This window comes from Pseudomonas sp. GW821-FHT11D10 (genome assembly GCF_058808435.1).
On record NZ_JBXARR010000010.1, the window covers coordinates 56,320 to 71,162 of the forward strand.

Here is a 14,843-nt window from a genome sequence, read left to right on the forward strand (position 1 = left end):
CATGCCGGTCATTCAATCCCAACTCGACCCGCACAGCGAAGCCTTCGCCCGCAACCGCGCGGCCATGCTCGCCGCCATCGAGCAAGTCCAGCAACTCGAACAGAACCTGCTGAACAAGGCTGCCGAAGCCAAACCGAAATTCGACAAACGCGGACAATTGCTGCCCCGCGAACGCCTGAATTTGTTGCTCGACCCCGGCGCGCCATTTCTCGAACTGGCGAGCCTGGCCGGCTACAAACTCCACGACGACAAGGACGGCAGCTCGGCCGGTGGCGGCTTGATCGCCGGCATCGGTTACGTGTCCGGCGTGCGCGCCTTGATCGTGGCGAACAACAGCGCGATCAAGGGCGGGACGATTTCCCCGTCGGGTCTGAAAAAATCCCTGCGCCTGCAACAGATCGCCCAGGAAAACAAACTGCCGGTGATCACCCTCGCCGAAAGTGGCGGCGCCAACCTCAATTACGCGGCGGAGATTTTCGTCGAAGGCGCACGCAGTTTTGCCAATCAGGCGCGGATGTCGGCCATGGGTTTGCCGCAGATCACCGTGGTGCACGGTTCGGCCACAGCCGGCGGCGCCTATCAGCCGGGGCTGTCGGATTACGTGGTGGTGGTGCGCGGCAAGGCCAAGCTGTTTCTCGCCGGCCCGCCGTTGCTTAAAGCAGCGACCGGTGAAGTCGCAACCGACGAAGAACTGGGCGGTGCAGAGATGCACGCGCAAGTCGCTGGCACCGCCGAATACCTGGCCGAAAACGATGCCGACGGCGTGCGTCAGGTGCGGGAAATCGTCAGCCTGCTGAACTGGAACGAGCAAATACCGTGGCTGCCCGAGCCGCAATTCAAGGAGCCGCTGTACCCCATCGACGAACTGCTCGGGCTGATCCCGGACGACCCGAAAAAACCCTACGACGTGCGCGAAATCATTGCGCGGATCGCCGATGAATCACGCTTCCTGGAGTTCAAGGGCGAGTTCGATCAGCAGACCATTTGCGGCCACCTGAAGATTCAGGGGCGCGCCTGCGGTTTCATTGGCAACAACGGCCCGATCACGCCCAACGGCGCGAGCAAGGGGGCGCAGTTCATTCAACTGTGCGACCAAAGCCAGACGCCGCTGCTGTTTTTCCACAACACCACCGGGTTCATGGTCGGCACCGAATCGGAACAGCACGGCGTGATCAAGCACGGCTCCAAATTGATCCAGGCCGTGGCCAATGCGCGGGTGCCGAAACTGACCATCGTGGTCGGCGGCTCCTACGGCGCAGGCAACTATGCGATGTGCGGACGCGGGCTCGACCCGCGTTTCATCTTTGCCTGGCCCAACAGCCGCACCGCCGTGATGGGCGGCGCCCAGGCCGGCAAGGTGTTGCGCATCGTCACCGAAGCCAAACAGCTCAAGGATGGCCTGGTGCCCGACCCGAAAATGCTCGACATGCTGGAGCAGGTCACCGCGCAGAAACTCGACAGCCAGTCCACCGCCCTCTACGGCAGCGCCAACCTGTGGGACGACGGGCTGATCGATCCGCGCGACACCCGCACCCTGCTCGGTTACCTGCTGGACATCTGCCACGAAGCCGACATCCGCACGTTGCAACCCAACAGCTTCGGCGTCAGCCGGTTCTGATCGCCACGGATTAAAGGAGAACAATAAAAATGATCTTCACCCCGGAACACGAAGCCCTGCGCCGTACCGTCCGCCAGTTCGTCGAGCACGAGATCAACCCGCACGTCGATGAGTGGGAAAAGGCCGGGCGTTTTCCGATCCACGAGATTTTCCGCAAGGCCGGCGACCTCGGTCTGCTGGGGATTTCCAAGCCGGAAAAATTCGGCGGCATGGGCCTGGATTACAGCTATTCGATCGTCGCCGCCGAAGAGTTCGGCACCATCCACTGCGGCGGCATTCCGATGTCGATCGGCGTGCAGACCGACATGTGCACCCCGGCCCTCGCCCGCTTCGGCTCCGATGAATTGCGCGAAGAGTTTCTGCGCCCGGCCATCACCGGCGAGCAGGTCGGCTGCATCGGGGTTTCCGAAGTCGGTGCTGGCTCGGACGTCGCCGGGCTCAAGACCACCGCGCGCAAGGACGGCGACGACTACGTGATCAACGGCAGCAAGATGTGGATCACCAACTCGCCGAGCGCCGACTTCATCTGCCTGCTGGCCAACACTTCGGACGACAAACCGCACGTCAACAAGTCGCTGATCATGGTGCCGATGAACACGCCGGGCATCAGCCTCAGTTCTCACCTCGACAAGCTCGGCATGCGCAGTTCGGAAACCGCCCAGGTGTTTTTCGACAACGTGCGCGTGCCCCAACGCAATCGCATCGGCCACGAAGGCGCCGGGTTCATGATGCAGATGCTGCAGTTCCAGGAGGAACGCCTGTTCGGCGCGGCCAACATGATCAAGGGCCTGGAATACTGCGTCGACAGCACCATCGAGTACTGCAAGGAGCGCAAGACTTTCGGCAATGCGCTGATCGACAATCAGGTGATCCACTTCCGCCTCGCCGAACTGCAGACCGAAATCGAATGCCTGCGGGCGCTGGTCTATCAGGCCACCGAGCAATACGTGAAAGGCCAGGACGTCACCCGACTGGCCTCGATGGCCAAGCTCAAGGCCGGGCGTCTTGGCCGCGAAGTCAGTGACAGCTGCCTGCAATACTGGGGCGGCATGGGCTTCATGTGGGACAACCCGGTGGCCCGCGCCTATCGCGACGTACGGCTGGTGTCGATTGGCGGCGGCGCCGACGAAATCATGCTGGGGATCATCTGCAAACTGATGGGCATCCTGCCGGGGAAAAAGAAATGAGCGCCCTGCCCGATTGCCAGACGCTGCTGCTGGAACGGCACAACGGCGTGTTGCACATCACCCTCAATCGCCCGGAAAGCCGCAACGCCATGAGCCTGCAAATGGTCGCCGAGTTGCGCGCCGTGCTGGCCAACGTGCGCGATGACCGCAGCGTTCGCGCGCTGGTGCTCAGCGGTGCCGACGGGCATTTCTGTGCCGGCGGCGACATCAAGGACATGGCCAATGCTCGCGCTCAGGGCAGCGATGCCTATCGCGAGTTGAACCGTGCCTTCGGGTCGTTGCTGGAAGAAGCGCAGCACACGCCGCAAGTGCTGATCACGGTGTTGCAAGGCGCGGTGCTGGGGGGCGGCTTCGGCCTGGCCTGTGTCAGCGATATCGCCATCGCCGATCATCAAGCGCAATTCGGTTTGCCGGAAACCAGTCTCGGCCTGCTGCCGGCGCAGATCGCGCCGTTTGTGGTGCAGCGCATCGGCCTGACCGAGACCCGACGCCTGGCCCTGACCGCCGCCCGCTTCGATGGCCATCAGGCCCGACGCCTGGGGCTGGTGCATTTTGTCGAGCAGGATCCACAGGCGCTCGCCGAGCGACTGGATGAAGTGCTCGATCACGTTTTGTGTTGCGCCCCCGAAGCGAACGCCATGACGAAAAAACTGCTGCTGGCCAGCGCCGGCCAGCCGTCGAGTGAATTGCTGGACGAAGCCGCGCAGTGGTTCAGCGCAGCGGTGACCGGCGCCGAAGGGATCGAAGGCACGATGGCGTTTGTGCAGAAGCGCAAACCCGGATGGAGCACCTGACCCTGTGGGAGCGGGCTTGCCCGCGATGAGGCCCTTCAATCCACCGCCAACATTCAGGAAAACCATCATGCCCGCCCTCCACAAAATCCTGATCGCCAACCGCGGTGAAATCGCCTGCCGCATCCAGCGCACCGCCCAGGCCCTCGGCTATCGCACAGTCGCGGTGTTCAGCGATGCCGATGCCGACGCCCTGCACGTGCAAATGGCCGATCAAGCGGTGAACATCGGCCCGGCGCCTGTGCAGCAGTCCTACCTGAACATGCCGGCGATCCTCGACGCCGCCCGGCGCAGCGGTGCCGACGCGATCCATCCCGGCTACGGCTTCCTCTCGGAAAATGCCGAATTCGCCCGCGCCTGCGAACAGGCCGGCCTGACCTTCATCGGCCCCAGCGTCGAAGCCATCGAACTGATGGGCAGCAAACGTCAGTCGAAAATCGCCATGCTCGCCGCCGGCGTGCCGTGCATCGCCGGCTATCAAGGTGCCGAACAGGACGATGCGACTCTGACCCGTGAAGCCGAACGCATCGGCTATCCGTTGATGATCAAGGCCAGCGCCGGTGGTGGTGGGCGCGGCATGCGGCTGGTGCACAGCGCCGAGGAACTGCCGGCGCAATTGCGCACGGCGCGCTCCGAAGCCTTTAACGGTTTCGGCAGCGATGAACTGATCCTCGAACAGGCGTTGATCGAACCGCGCCACGTCGAAGTGCAGCTGTTCGGCGATCACCACGGCAACCTGATCTACCTCGGCGAGCGCGATTGTTCGATTCAGCGCCGCCACCAGAAAGTCATCGAAGAAGCACCGTGCCCGGTGATGACCGAAGAACTGCGCCAGGCGATGGGCGAAGCGGCGCTCAAGGCCGGGCGTGCGGTGAACTATGTCGGCGCCGGCACCGTGGAGTTTTTGCTTGATGCCGATGGCCGGTTCTACTTTCTGGAGATGAACACCCGGTTGCAGGTCGAGCACCCGGTGACTGAATTGATTACCGGGCTGGATCTGGTGGCGTGGCAACTGTCGGTCGCCGAGGGCCAGCCGCTACCGCTGACCCAGGCGCAGGTAATACTCAATGGCCACGCCATGGAAGTGCGCCTCTATGCCGAAGATCCGGCCCAAGGATTTCTTCCACAGACCGGGCGTGTCGAAGCCTGGGCACCGGCACTGGATCGCGGTTCGCGGATTGATCACGGGCTGATCGAAGGCCAGTCGGTCTCACCGTTCTACGACCCGATGCTCGGCAAACTGATCGCCCACGGCGCAACCCGCGAAGAAGCCCGGCGCAAACTGTTGTGCGCGGTGCAGGACAGCGTCTTGCTTGGCGTGCAGAGCAATCAGCGGCTGCTCGCCAGCCTGTTGCAGCATCCGCAGTTCATCAGCGGGGAGTTCGGCACTGGCTTCATCCCGCAGTACTTCACTGATCACGACTGCCTTCGCGCCTATTCGCCCAGTGCCGAAGAGCTGGCTATCGCGGCGGTGCTGTTTTACCAATCCGCCGCGCAGCAATATCGCGCCCTGTTGTCCGGATGGCGCAACAATGCCGGTGCGCCGTTGCTCTATCGCATAGGCCTCGACGCCCGCGAATGGAACGTGCAACTGCGCGCCAGCCCGGACAACACGTTTGAAGTACAGGTCGCGGAACGCGTCATCGAACTCAAACTCATCGAACACACCGCCGGAGCCGTGACATTGGAGATCGATGGCCTGCGCCAACGCCATGCCTATCGCCTGCGCGACGACCAGCTCTGGCTGTTCACCCACCCCGGCAGCCTGCACCTGGTGGATCGAACTCACGCGGTGATCGACAGTCAGACCAGCGTCAGTTCCGGCACGTTGAAAGCCCCGATGGATGGCGCCATCATCGATGTGCTCGTCAGCGAAGGCAGCCCGGTCAGCAAGGGCCAGCTGCTGGTGGTGCTGGAGGCGATGAAAATGGAGCACCCGCTCAAGGCCGGCATCGACGGCGTGCTCAAGCGGGTGCAGGTCAAGGTCGGCGATCAGGTAAAAAATCGTCAGGTTCTGTTGCAGGTCGAGTAGTCGCCGCGCGCATCCGCAAGGTTTGACTACGCTCTGAATAATCAGGACGCGGAAATCAGGAACCCTGCGATGCCCCATTGGCTGGTCATAGATCTGGAAGCCACCACCGATGAGGGTGGCTGGCCAGTTACGGAAATGGAGATCATCGAGATCGGCGCCACTCTGGTGGATCGCGCCGGTCGCGAGCAGGATCACTTCCAGCGCTTCGTCAAACCGACGCGGCGCCCCTTGTTGACGCCGTTTTGCCGCGAACTCACGCACATCACCCAGGCCAACATCGACGCCGCGCAGCCGTTGAGTGAAGTGTGGCCTGCGTTCGAGCGCTGGCTCGGTCAGCACCAGACACGCCTTGAAGGCTGGGCCAGCTGGGGCGATTACGACCGCAAGCAGTTGATTCAGGAGTGGCAGCGCCTGCAACTCGACAGCGCGCTGAGCCGGGTGCCGCACATGAACCTCAAACAGCGCTTTGCCAAGGCCCGACGTCTCGAACGTCCGCTGGGCCTCAACGGCGCGTTGCAACTGGCGGGCATGCAGTTCACCGGCCAGCAGCATCGAGCGCTGGAGGATGCGCGCAATACCGCTCGATTATTGCCGTTGGTGCTGCCGCTCTAGCGCAGGTGACGGCGCCATGAGCCTTGTGCATACTGGCCGACCTTTTTGACCCTTTTTAAGCCCTTTTCGAGAGGAATCGCCCATGTTTAAAGTCAACGAGTACTTCGACGGCACCGTCAAGTCGATCGCTTTTGGCACTGCTGAAGGCCCTGCGACCATCGGCGTCATGGCCCCGGGCGAATACGAATTCGGCACCAGCCAGCGTGAAATCATGCACGTGGTTTCGGGCGCACTGACCGTCAAACTGCCGGACAGCAGCGACTGGGAAACCTTCGCCGCCGGCAGCCAGTTCAACGTGCCAGCCAACAGCAAGTTCCAGCTGAAAGTGGCCGTCGACACCGCTTACCTGTGCGAATACCGCGGCTGAAACCCCGGTTTCCTGCGGTCATGAAAAATGCCCGTGTCCAAGGACACGGGCATCTTTCGTTTCAGGGCGGGTTATTCGAGGATTTCCACCGGCATGCCGACTTCAAGCCGGCCGTTGCCGTCGTTGACCAGGTTCTGGCCAAACATCGCGTCGTCGGCCTGGGCACGGGTCTTCTGCAGGGTCGCCAGTGGTTCACGGTCAGCGCTGCGTTCACCGGTCTGCGGATCGATCGTGGTGAGAATGCACCGCGAGCAGGACTTGACCACGCGGAACTCGACATCGCCGATACGAATCCGCTTCCAGCCATCCTCGGCGTAAGCATCACTGCCTTCGATCACCAGATTCGGCCGGAACCGCAGCATTTCCAGCGGACGCCCGACTGCCTGCGACAGGTGTTGCAGTGATGCCTCACCAATCAGCAGCAGAGGGAAGCCGTCGGCGAATGCCACTTGATCGTCATCGTTGCCGTACCCGGCCTGGGTCTTCCGGGCACGATCCAGCGGCACTTGCACCAGTCGGGTCGGCTTGCCAATGAAATCGCTGACCCAGCGGGCCGCTTCTTCGCCGGCATCCGGCACGCGCAGGGTGTCACGCCAGATGGTCACACCACGCAGATCGTCGTCACTGCCGGGCAAGGCGACATCGATTGCCGAATGCCCCGGCGCGCTGAGCGTCAGACCGCCGCTGGCATTCCACAGCGCCGACAGCTGGCTCATCTTCGCTTCGGCACGCTGGGTCAGGAATCGCCCGCTGGCCTCGTCCACCAGCATCCAGCGTCGGTCACCCTCAAGCCCCAGTTTGTCCAGGCCGATCCCTTGCAGGACCTCGCCCTTGGCGGATTTCAACGGGTAACGATAAAGCGCGCTCAGACGCAGCATGGCCAGCTCCCTGGTGGGTCAAAAACGCCACCCTATACGAGCTTTGTCAGCGAATCAAAGGCTGACGCAGGGTCAGCCTCGACACGTTGATCAGGCCGGCACTTCGTCGAGCATCAGACGCTGGCGCACCACATCGACCAGTTTGTCCGGCTGGAACTTGGAGAGGAAGTTGTCACACCCGACCTTCTTCACCATCGAGTCGTTGAAACTGCCGGACAGCGAGGTGTGCAACACCACGTACAGGCCGCGCAGGCGCGGGTCGTTGCGGATTTCGGTGGTCAGGCGATAGCCGTCCATTTCCGGCATTTCCGCGTCGGTGAACACCATCAACAGTTTGTCGGTCATGTTCACCCCGGTATCGGCCCAAGCCTTGAGCATGTTCAGGGCTTTCAGGCCGTCGCTGGCGATGTGCATCTTCACGCCCAACTGGCCGAGGGTGTCGCGCAATTGCGAGAGCGCCACGTTGGAGTCGTCCACCAGCAACACTTCGCGGCCACGGGCGCGTTCCAGCACCGGATCGTCCAGTTTGTCGCGGGAGACCTTGGCGTTGTAAGGCACGATTTCGGCGAGGACTTTCTCAACGTCGATGATTTCCACCAGTTGGTCGTCGACCTTGCTGATGGCCGTCAGGTAATGCTGGCGACCGGCGCTGGTCGGCGGCGGCAGGATGGCTTCCCAGTTCATGTTGACGATGCGGTCCACGCCACCGACGAGGAACGCCTGCACCGAACGGTTGTATTCGGTGACGATGATCGTGCTGTTCGGGCCCGGCACCAACGGCCGCATGCCGATCGCCTGGGACAGGTCGATCACCGGCAGCGTCTGGCCACGCAGGTTGACCACACCGCAGACAAACGGGTGACGCTGGGGCATCAGGGTCAGTTTCGGCAGCTGCAGGACTTCCTGAACCTTGAACACGTTGATCGCGAACAATTGGCGCCCGGCCAGTCGAAACATGAGAATTTCCAGGCGATTCTCACCCACCAGTTGCGTGCGTTGGTCTACCGTGTCGAGAATGCCGGCCATCAATGACTCCTGGGCTTGTTCTGATGAATTCACTATTGGGGGTTATCGGCTGAATGTGACGGATCTTGATCCCGTCACAAATCACCCACAAAATGCCACGAGCAGGCATTGATGTCACATTAACATCATGCTTTACTGGCCCGGTGAAATCATCTGCTACATTCTCTTCGGCGCGACCCCGATTTGCGCCACAGGTTCCCGTGCCTAAGGGAATCCCCTAGCAGCAATCAGGCCCAACCTGATATTCGCGATATCCAATAGCCATTAATGTGACGCCATTCTCATTGCATGAACGGAGTCAGGCTATTGTGTGCGATCGCAGTTCAGTGGAAACACATCCTCTTGAAACCCCAGGTCTGTGCCAATGCACACCGGGGCGCGGTCTCGCGACGGTTCATGATCGTCGACACACACGGCATTCCCTCATCAGACATGACGTGGTGGAGATAAGCATGCCGAACGACCGTAGTGACTGGGCGCAGCGGTTCCCCGAATTTCTTGTCGAGGCTGAAACGCTCCTGGCCAAGTCTGAAGAATGCCTCAGTCACTTGCAGCTGATCAGCAATGACAAGGACGCCATCGACTGCATGCTCAGCACCCTCCTCAAGCTGGCGAACAAGGCCGATGCCCTGGCGCTGGGGGCGGTGTCCGAATTCTCCTTGCACCTGCATGGCCTGCTCACCCAGGTTCAGGATCACGTGGATTTGCATGCGCAGGCCCTGGAAGCATTGAAAGACTGCTTCACCCTGATGGCCTGGCAACTGGAGCTGGTTGACCCAAGCACCGGCCAATTGGGCCTCGATGAAAGCGAGCAGGTGTCGCTGATCGAAGCCTTTGCCTGCCAGGTCGGGCAGACTCACTTTCAAATGCCGCTCAATGGCAAGCCGATGTCCCTCGTCTCCTGGTCGGAGCGCCAAGCGTAACCGGGCACACAGTGGGCTGTTCGGGCCCGTCAGTTCTCGCCTTCGAATGTCGCAATTGAATAGTTCATGCCTGCCTGCGACACCTTCCAATAAATAATTACGAGCGATGAATGCAGACAATCCTCTGCGGATGTCAGGGTTTTCCTGTGTAAAAGAAAACTTGCGGTTGCTTATAATTATCGAGTCAGGTACTTCAACTTTTCCATTATGGAACTCTCGTCCAACACGGACTGTTTCCTGACTCTTTGGACATATAGGGCAAACGCGACCAACGGTATGTTAAGTGGTATTATGCCGCCCGTTAGTTGTTTCAGTTAATGGCATTGTGACTTCTATGAGCGATCTCCAGCGAAGTTGGCGCTCAATTATCGATCACTGAACCGTTTTGAAATCAACAACCTGAATGACAGTTTTCCAGACAGAGACCGCCAGCCCTTCTGACCGGTCTGCCCGCAGCGAACATCCATTGGCTCCATCCGCTATGTACGCCAGCCTCAAGTCAATCACCACATGGCCTCCCTCCCGAGAAAATGCCCGCAGGTTCACACTCCTGCTGTGTACGGTTTCGGCCTTGGGCAGTCTGTTGAGCTATGGCGTCTCTGCGCCATTGTCGTTCGGTCTGCTGCTGATCAACGTGGCGGCTGCCGTTTGCGTCTGGACACAACATCGTCTGTCGCGCAAATCCATCAAGTTCCAGCCTCAGGAACTGGCCGATCGTTTGCTGGAAGTCCAGGAAAACGAGCGCCATCGCCTGAGCCGTGAACTGCATGACGATATCGGCCAACTGCTGACCGCCGCCAAGCTGCAAAGCGAATGGCTCAAGCGTCGTTTGCCCGCGGACATGCAGGAACACTGTTCGGCACTTTGCGAGACTCTCGAAGAAACCCTCAACAAGGTTCGCGACGTTTCGGCCATTCTCAACCCGCGGCAATTGACCAGCCTCGGGCTGGAAGCGAGCCTGCGTGCACATTTGCTGAAGGTGTTGACCAATACTTCGGTGCACTGGAGCCTGGATTGCCAGCAGCGTCTGAATGGAATCCCCGAAGAAATGGCCGTCGCTGCCTTTCGTATCACTCAGGAAGCGGTAACCAACATTCTTCGCCATGCGCAGGCCAAAAACCTGTTGATTCGCGTGCAACGCCTGCCGCAGGGCCTGACCCTGCTGATCAGCGATGATGGCCAGGGCTTTTCCCCGGCAGCGAATCCGGGTCGCGAAGGACAGCGGGGCATGGCCGGGATGGCCGAACGCATCGAGCAACTGGGCGGCACACTGAGCGTGACCAGCGAGCCGGGCAAAGGTACTCAAATCGAAGCACTATTCCCCTGGGCGCCCCGTGCACTCGAGCGGGCCAGTACGAATAAGGTTATGCGTTGACTTGTAACTTACTTCTGGTGGATGACCACTCGCTGATCAGGGCCGGCGTGCGCGCCCTGGTGCTGGATATTCCCGGTTATGCGGTCATCGGCGAGGCCAATGACGGCTCGCAGCTGCTCGAGATGGTCGAGCTGCTGTCTCCCGATATCGTATTGCTGGACATTTCCATGAAAGAAACCGGCGGTCTGGAGGCCCTGCAGCGGCTCAGACGCGTGCGACCGCACGCCAAAGTGCTGATTCTGTCGATGCACACCGACCCCGCACTGATCATGCAGGCACTTGAGTCCGGCGCTCACGGTTACTTGCTCAAGGACACCACGGCCACCGAGCTCGAACATGCACTCGAAGCGCTGCGCAACAACGAGCGCTACCTGAGCCCAGCCATCGCCCATACCGTAATCAATCAGGCGCTGACCCGTAACCTGAAGCAGCAGCCGGAAGTCGCCGAGTCGCACAACCTGACGGCGCGCCAGCTGGAAATCCTGCGCTTGATCGTGCGCGGCAAGTCCACACGGGAAATCGCCAATGGCCTGGGCTTGAGCATCAAGACGGTCGAAACCCACCGTTCGCAGATCATGAAACGCCTGCAGATCTACGATGTGGCGGGCCTGGTGCTGTTTGCCGTGCGCGAACAGATCATCAGTCTGGATGACTGATCCGGGGTGTTGCACCCAATAGCGGCGAGTCCTTGGGCAAATGCACGCGCAACGCCCCCGGACGCGCCGCAAACCGCAGACTGTCGCCTTCCAGTGGCTCACCGTCGAGATTGATGCAAAGCCCTTCGGCGACCTTGATTTCAACCCACGGCAAACGCGTGCGCACGAACATGTTGTCGATGCCGAACCCGTCACTGAGCAGATTTTTCAGCGTACCGACCAGCTCCTGTGGCGCCGGCAGGATGCTGATATCCAGAAGACCATCGTCCACCAGCGCTTCCGGGCACAATACATGTCCGCCACCGGCCTGACGGCCATTGCCGATCCCCAGCGCAAGCAGCTCACCACGCCAGTGAAAATCGGGCCCCTGCAATTCGCCATAGGCGGCATGCAGCTCGCTGAACCGCGATAAACCGGTGAACAGATAGGCCGCACCGCCCAGCACTTTTTTCAGATCTTCCGACGTGTTGGCTGTTACCTGGCTGCCGAATCCGCCGGTGGCCATGTTCAGGAAAATCTGCCCGCCGACTTCACCCAGATCAATGTCATGGGCGGGCGCTTCAAGCAACTCAAGCGCCTCGGCCGGCTCCAGCGGAATAGCCGCCGCGCGGGAAAAATCGTTGGCGGTTCCCAGCGGCAACAGCACCAGACTGGCCTTGCCCGGCTGCGCCGCCAGTGCTTCGGCGATGTCGCGCAAGGTGCCATCTCCACCACCGGCGACGATATGACGGTATCCGGACGTCAGCGCCTCCTCCACCAGTCGCTGGGCATCGCCGGCTTCCCAGGTCAGGCGCACAGCCAGTTCCCAGCCCTGCTTTCGTTTGTTCTCGACAGCGGCACGAACCGTCTCGTTGAGTGCCTGCTTGCCATGCAGAATCAACAATGCCTTGCGTTCACTCATTGCGGTCACTCCCGGAATTGAATCAGTACGGGACATCTTGACCCTCAACCCGGGTAAAAAAGTCGCACGCCTTCGGATTAATTCCTGAAGCTTGCCCTCCTCATCCTACATACCGGTACTTTTTCGTACAGAACGTAAGGAATCGGCTCAATTGACCCAGCCCGGTCATTGGTACAACGTGTGTCGGCGTTAGCGATCTTCAATTCAATTACACAAGGATGTGCATGTAATGAGTGGATACAGTTTCAGGACTTTCGATATTTTGCATTCCGGCATTTGCCAACTGCCGCCCATGACTGCAGGTGGGCGTTTCCATGCAAAGCCATGAAGCAAGACTATCCGTGAGTCCGGTTGCCTCTCTCTCCGAAAGTCGCGCCAGTCTTAAAGACGAATTCAAATGCAGCGCCAGAAATACTGGAGAAAACGATATGGAACCGCGTGTCACCGAGCTGGAAACTCACCTCAAGTACATTCGACGCGATATGGACGAAGTCAGAGGGGACGTCAAAGCCATCAAACATCGCCTTGCCTACTCGGCCGGGGCGACAGCGATGGTGCTGGGACTGTTGGGCTGGATTGCCAACAGCCGGTTCGATCAGCTCGTCACACTGCTCAGCCGTTGAACCGCTGAAAAGGCAGGCATCGTTTTGCGACTATGCCTGCCTTTCAAATGCCTGTAATCAACCGAGCAGCTCGCTGAGCGGAATGAATGGCACCTGATCACCCTTGGCCAGGACTCGCCCCTCCTGCACTTCCACCAGCCCCTCGGCCCAGGCAGCGCTGCGCAGAACGCCCGAACTCTGGTTACGGTAGATAATCGCTTGCCCCTGCTCCAGACGTCCGCGCAGAAATTCACGGCGGTTACCAGCCTGAGGCCAGACAAACCCTGCGGGCACCGAAAACTTCAGCGGCTCGACATCCTGCACGCCCTGGCGACGCAACAGATAAGGTCGGGTCAACAAGGCAAAGGTCACCAGTGTCGAGGCAGGATTACCCGGTAACCCAATCACCGGGACACCGCGAAAATGCCCGACCGTCAGCGGCTTGCCGGGTTTGATGGCCAGCTTCCAGAGTGTCAGCTCGCCTTCTTCCCTCAAAGCTATTCCGAGGAAATCCGCTTCCCCGACCGATACGCCACCGGTTGAAAGAATCAGGTCTACATCCTGAAGCTCCCCAAGTCGCGCACGGGTGGTGGGCAGGTCATCAGGCAAAATACCGGCATCCACCACTTCACATCCGAGGCGCTGTAACCAGCTGCACAACAACACCCGGTTGCTGTTGTAGATCTGTCCCGGTCCCAATGCTGTTCCCGGCTCGACCAGTTCATCCCCCGTGGACAGCACCGCCACACGAACCCGGCGAATCACCTCAAGCCCTGCACAACCCAGCGATGCGGCCAGTCCCTGCTCGATCGGACCGAGCCGGGTTCCGGCGGCCAGGACCAACTCACCGACTGTCGTTTCCTGGCCTTGCGGGCGAATGTTCTGCCCGGCCACCATCGCCTCGATGAAGCTCACGCGCTCATCGGCATGAATCTCGGCGTTTTCCTGCATCTCGACACAATCAGCACCGGCAGGTACCGGCGCACCGGTAAAGATCCGTGCGCAGGTGCCTGGTTTCAAGGGTTCCGGTGCCTGCCCGGCGAAGATTTTCTGACTGACCGGCAACGGTTCGCCGGTCCAGTCAGCCAGATTCAAGGCATAACCGTCCATGGCGCTGTTCGGCCACGGCGGCAGATCCAGCGTCGAAATCAGATCCTGCGCCAGCACCCGCCCCTGAACCTGCGCCAGTGGCAAAAACTCACTCTCGGCAATCCGCGAGCTCTCGGCCATTTCCAGCAATCGCGCCAATGCCTCTTCAACCGGCATCAGGCTACCGGTCTTGCCCGGCTTACCCACGGGATTCACAAGGCGCCGCCTGTTTCAAATGAGTGACGAAATTGCACGGGCGATGGCGTGAGTCCAGTTGCTCGGCGAGGATGCCATCCCAACCGGTGCGCACTGCATTGGTCGAGCCTGGCAGGCAGCAGACCAGCGTGCCATTGGCCAGTCCCGCCAAAGCCCGGGATTGCACGGTGGAGGTGCCGATGTCGGCCACCGAGATCTGGCGGAACAGCTCACCAAAACCATCGACCTGCTTGTCCAGCAGGCAGGCGACCGCTTCCGGGGTGCTGTCGCGGCCGGTAAAACCGGTACCGCCAGTAATCAGCACCACTTGCACGACGTCTTCGGCTATCCAGTGGGCGACTTGCGCACGAATCTTGTACAAGTCATCTTTGAGCAGCACTCGCTGCGCCAGATGGTGGCCCGCGGCCGTCAGCCGGTCGACGAAGACCTGGCCAGAGGTATCGGTTTCCAGTGTTCGGGTGTCGCTGACCGTCAGCACCGCGATATTGAGCGGCACGAAAGGTACATCAGCCTTGGCTTTCATAGGCTCGTCCAGTTGTAGGAGAAACAGCCCGGTGTTATATCACAGCG

General features: G+C 60.5%; 15 protein-coding genes. 10 read left to right on the plus strand and 5 right to left on the minus strand.

What is annotated here, in order from left to right:
* Position 1 precedes the first annotated feature (1 nt).
* The 6 genes from atuC (at position 2) to ppnP (ending at position 6,607) form a co-directional block, all read left to right on the plus strand.
* A complete protein-coding gene (gene atuC, locus AC1RT4_RS24610; protein WP_493088573.1) occupies positions 2 to 1,618 on the plus strand; it encodes a geranyl-CoA carboxylase subunit beta in 1,617 nt (538 codons plus the stop codon).
* Between the two features lie 29 nt (positions 1,619 to 1,647).
* Complete coding sequence (atuD, locus tag AC1RT4_RS24615; protein WP_085700109.1) at positions 1,648 to 2,805, plus strand: citronellyl-CoA dehydrogenase; 1,158 nt, start codon at positions 1,648 to 1,650, stop codon at positions 2,803 to 2,805.
* Positions 2,802 to 3,599, plus strand: a complete 798-nt coding sequence (locus AC1RT4_RS24620; protein WP_493088578.1) for an enoyl-CoA hydratase/isomerase family protein — start codon at positions 2,802 to 2,804, stop codon at positions 3,597 to 3,599. The genes atuD and AC1RT4_RS24620 overlap by 4 nt, the downstream gene beginning before the upstream one ends.
* A gap of 67 nt (positions 3,600 to 3,666) precedes the next feature.
* Positions 3,667 to 5,628, plus strand: coding sequence for an acetyl/propionyl/methylcrotonyl-CoA carboxylase subunit alpha (locus tag AC1RT4_RS24625; protein ID WP_493088580.1), 1,962 nt, complete (start codon positions 3,667 to 3,669; stop codon positions 5,626 to 5,628).
* A gap of 69 nt (positions 5,629 to 5,697) precedes the next feature.
* On the plus strand, positions 5,698 to 6,240 hold the full coding sequence (locus tag AC1RT4_RS24630) for a 3'-5' exonuclease (RefSeq protein ID WP_493088582.1): 543 nt from the start codon (positions 5,698 to 5,700) through the stop codon (positions 6,238 to 6,240).
* 82 nt (positions 6,241 to 6,322) lie between these two features.
* Positions 6,323 to 6,607, plus strand: coding sequence for a pyrimidine/purine nucleoside phosphorylase (ppnP, locus tag AC1RT4_RS24635; RefSeq protein WP_007940055.1), 285 nt, complete (start codon positions 6,323 to 6,325; stop codon positions 6,605 to 6,607).
* Between the two features lie 71 nt (positions 6,608 to 6,678).
* Here ppnP and AC1RT4_RS24640 read toward each other — a convergent pair whose 3' ends face one another.
* Positions 6,679 to 7,485, minus strand: coding sequence for an MOSC domain-containing protein (locus AC1RT4_RS24640; RefSeq protein ID WP_493088584.1), 807 nt, complete (start codon positions 7,483 to 7,485; stop codon positions 6,679 to 6,681).
* 90 nt (positions 7,486 to 7,575) lie between these two features.
* Complete coding sequence (locus AC1RT4_RS24645; RefSeq protein WP_003226705.1) at positions 7,576 to 8,511, minus strand: chemotaxis protein CheV; 936 nt, start codon at positions 8,509 to 8,511, stop codon at positions 7,576 to 7,578.
* A gap of 452 nt (positions 8,512 to 8,963) precedes the next feature.
* Here AC1RT4_RS24645 and AC1RT4_RS24650 point away from each other — a divergent pair, with 452 nt between their 5' ends.
* The 3 genes from AC1RT4_RS24650 to AC1RT4_RS24660 all read left to right on the plus strand — a co-directional run bounded on the left by AC1RT4_RS24650 (position 8,964) and on the right by AC1RT4_RS24660 (position 11,465).
* A complete protein-coding gene (locus tag AC1RT4_RS24650) occupies positions 8,964 to 9,434 on the plus strand; it encodes a hypothetical protein (protein WP_221535313.1) in 471 nt (156 codons plus the stop codon).
* 481 nt (positions 9,435 to 9,915) lie between these two features.
* The gene (locus AC1RT4_RS24655; protein ID WP_493088835.1) at positions 9,916 to 10,809 is read left to right on the plus strand and encodes a sensor histidine kinase; all 894 of its coding nucleotides are present in this window, start codon (positions 9,916 to 9,918) and stop codon (positions 10,807 to 10,809) included.
* Positions 10,806 to 11,465, plus strand: a complete 660-nt coding sequence (locus tag AC1RT4_RS24660; protein ID WP_007955750.1) for a response regulator — start codon at positions 10,806 to 10,808, stop codon at positions 11,463 to 11,465. Before AC1RT4_RS24655 ends, AC1RT4_RS24660 begins: the two co-directional genes overlap by 4 nt.
* Here AC1RT4_RS24660 and yegS read toward each other — a convergent pair.
* Entirely contained in the window at positions 11,449 to 12,366 is a 918-nt protein-coding gene (gene yegS, locus AC1RT4_RS24665; protein ID WP_493088587.1) for a lipid kinase YegS, read from the minus strand. The genes AC1RT4_RS24660 and yegS overlap by 17 nt on opposite strands.
* Positions 12,367 to 12,680: 314 nt before the next feature.
* On the opposite strand from yegS, the gene AC1RT4_RS24670 reads away from it, so the two are divergent.
* The gene (locus AC1RT4_RS24670; protein WP_011335271.1) at positions 12,681 to 12,989 is read left to right on the plus strand and encodes a hypothetical protein; all 309 of its coding nucleotides are present in this window, start codon (positions 12,681 to 12,683) and stop codon (positions 12,987 to 12,989) included.
* A gap of 57 nt (positions 12,990 to 13,046) precedes the next feature.
* Here the strand turns inward: AC1RT4_RS24670 and AC1RT4_RS24675 are convergent, their stop codons facing one another.
* Positions 13,047 to 14,273: a molybdopterin molybdotransferase MoeA gene (locus AC1RT4_RS24675; RefSeq protein WP_493088589.1), complete on the minus strand. Its 1,227-nt coding sequence runs from the start codon at positions 14,271 to 14,273 to the stop codon at positions 13,047 to 13,049.
* Positions 14,257 to 14,796, minus strand: coding sequence for a molybdenum cofactor biosynthesis protein B (gene moaB / locus AC1RT4_RS24680; RefSeq protein WP_007955742.1), 540 nt, complete (start codon positions 14,794 to 14,796; stop codon positions 14,257 to 14,259). Before moaB ends, AC1RT4_RS24675 begins: the two co-directional genes overlap by 17 nt.
* Positions 14,797 to 14,843: the final 47 nt, after the last annotated feature.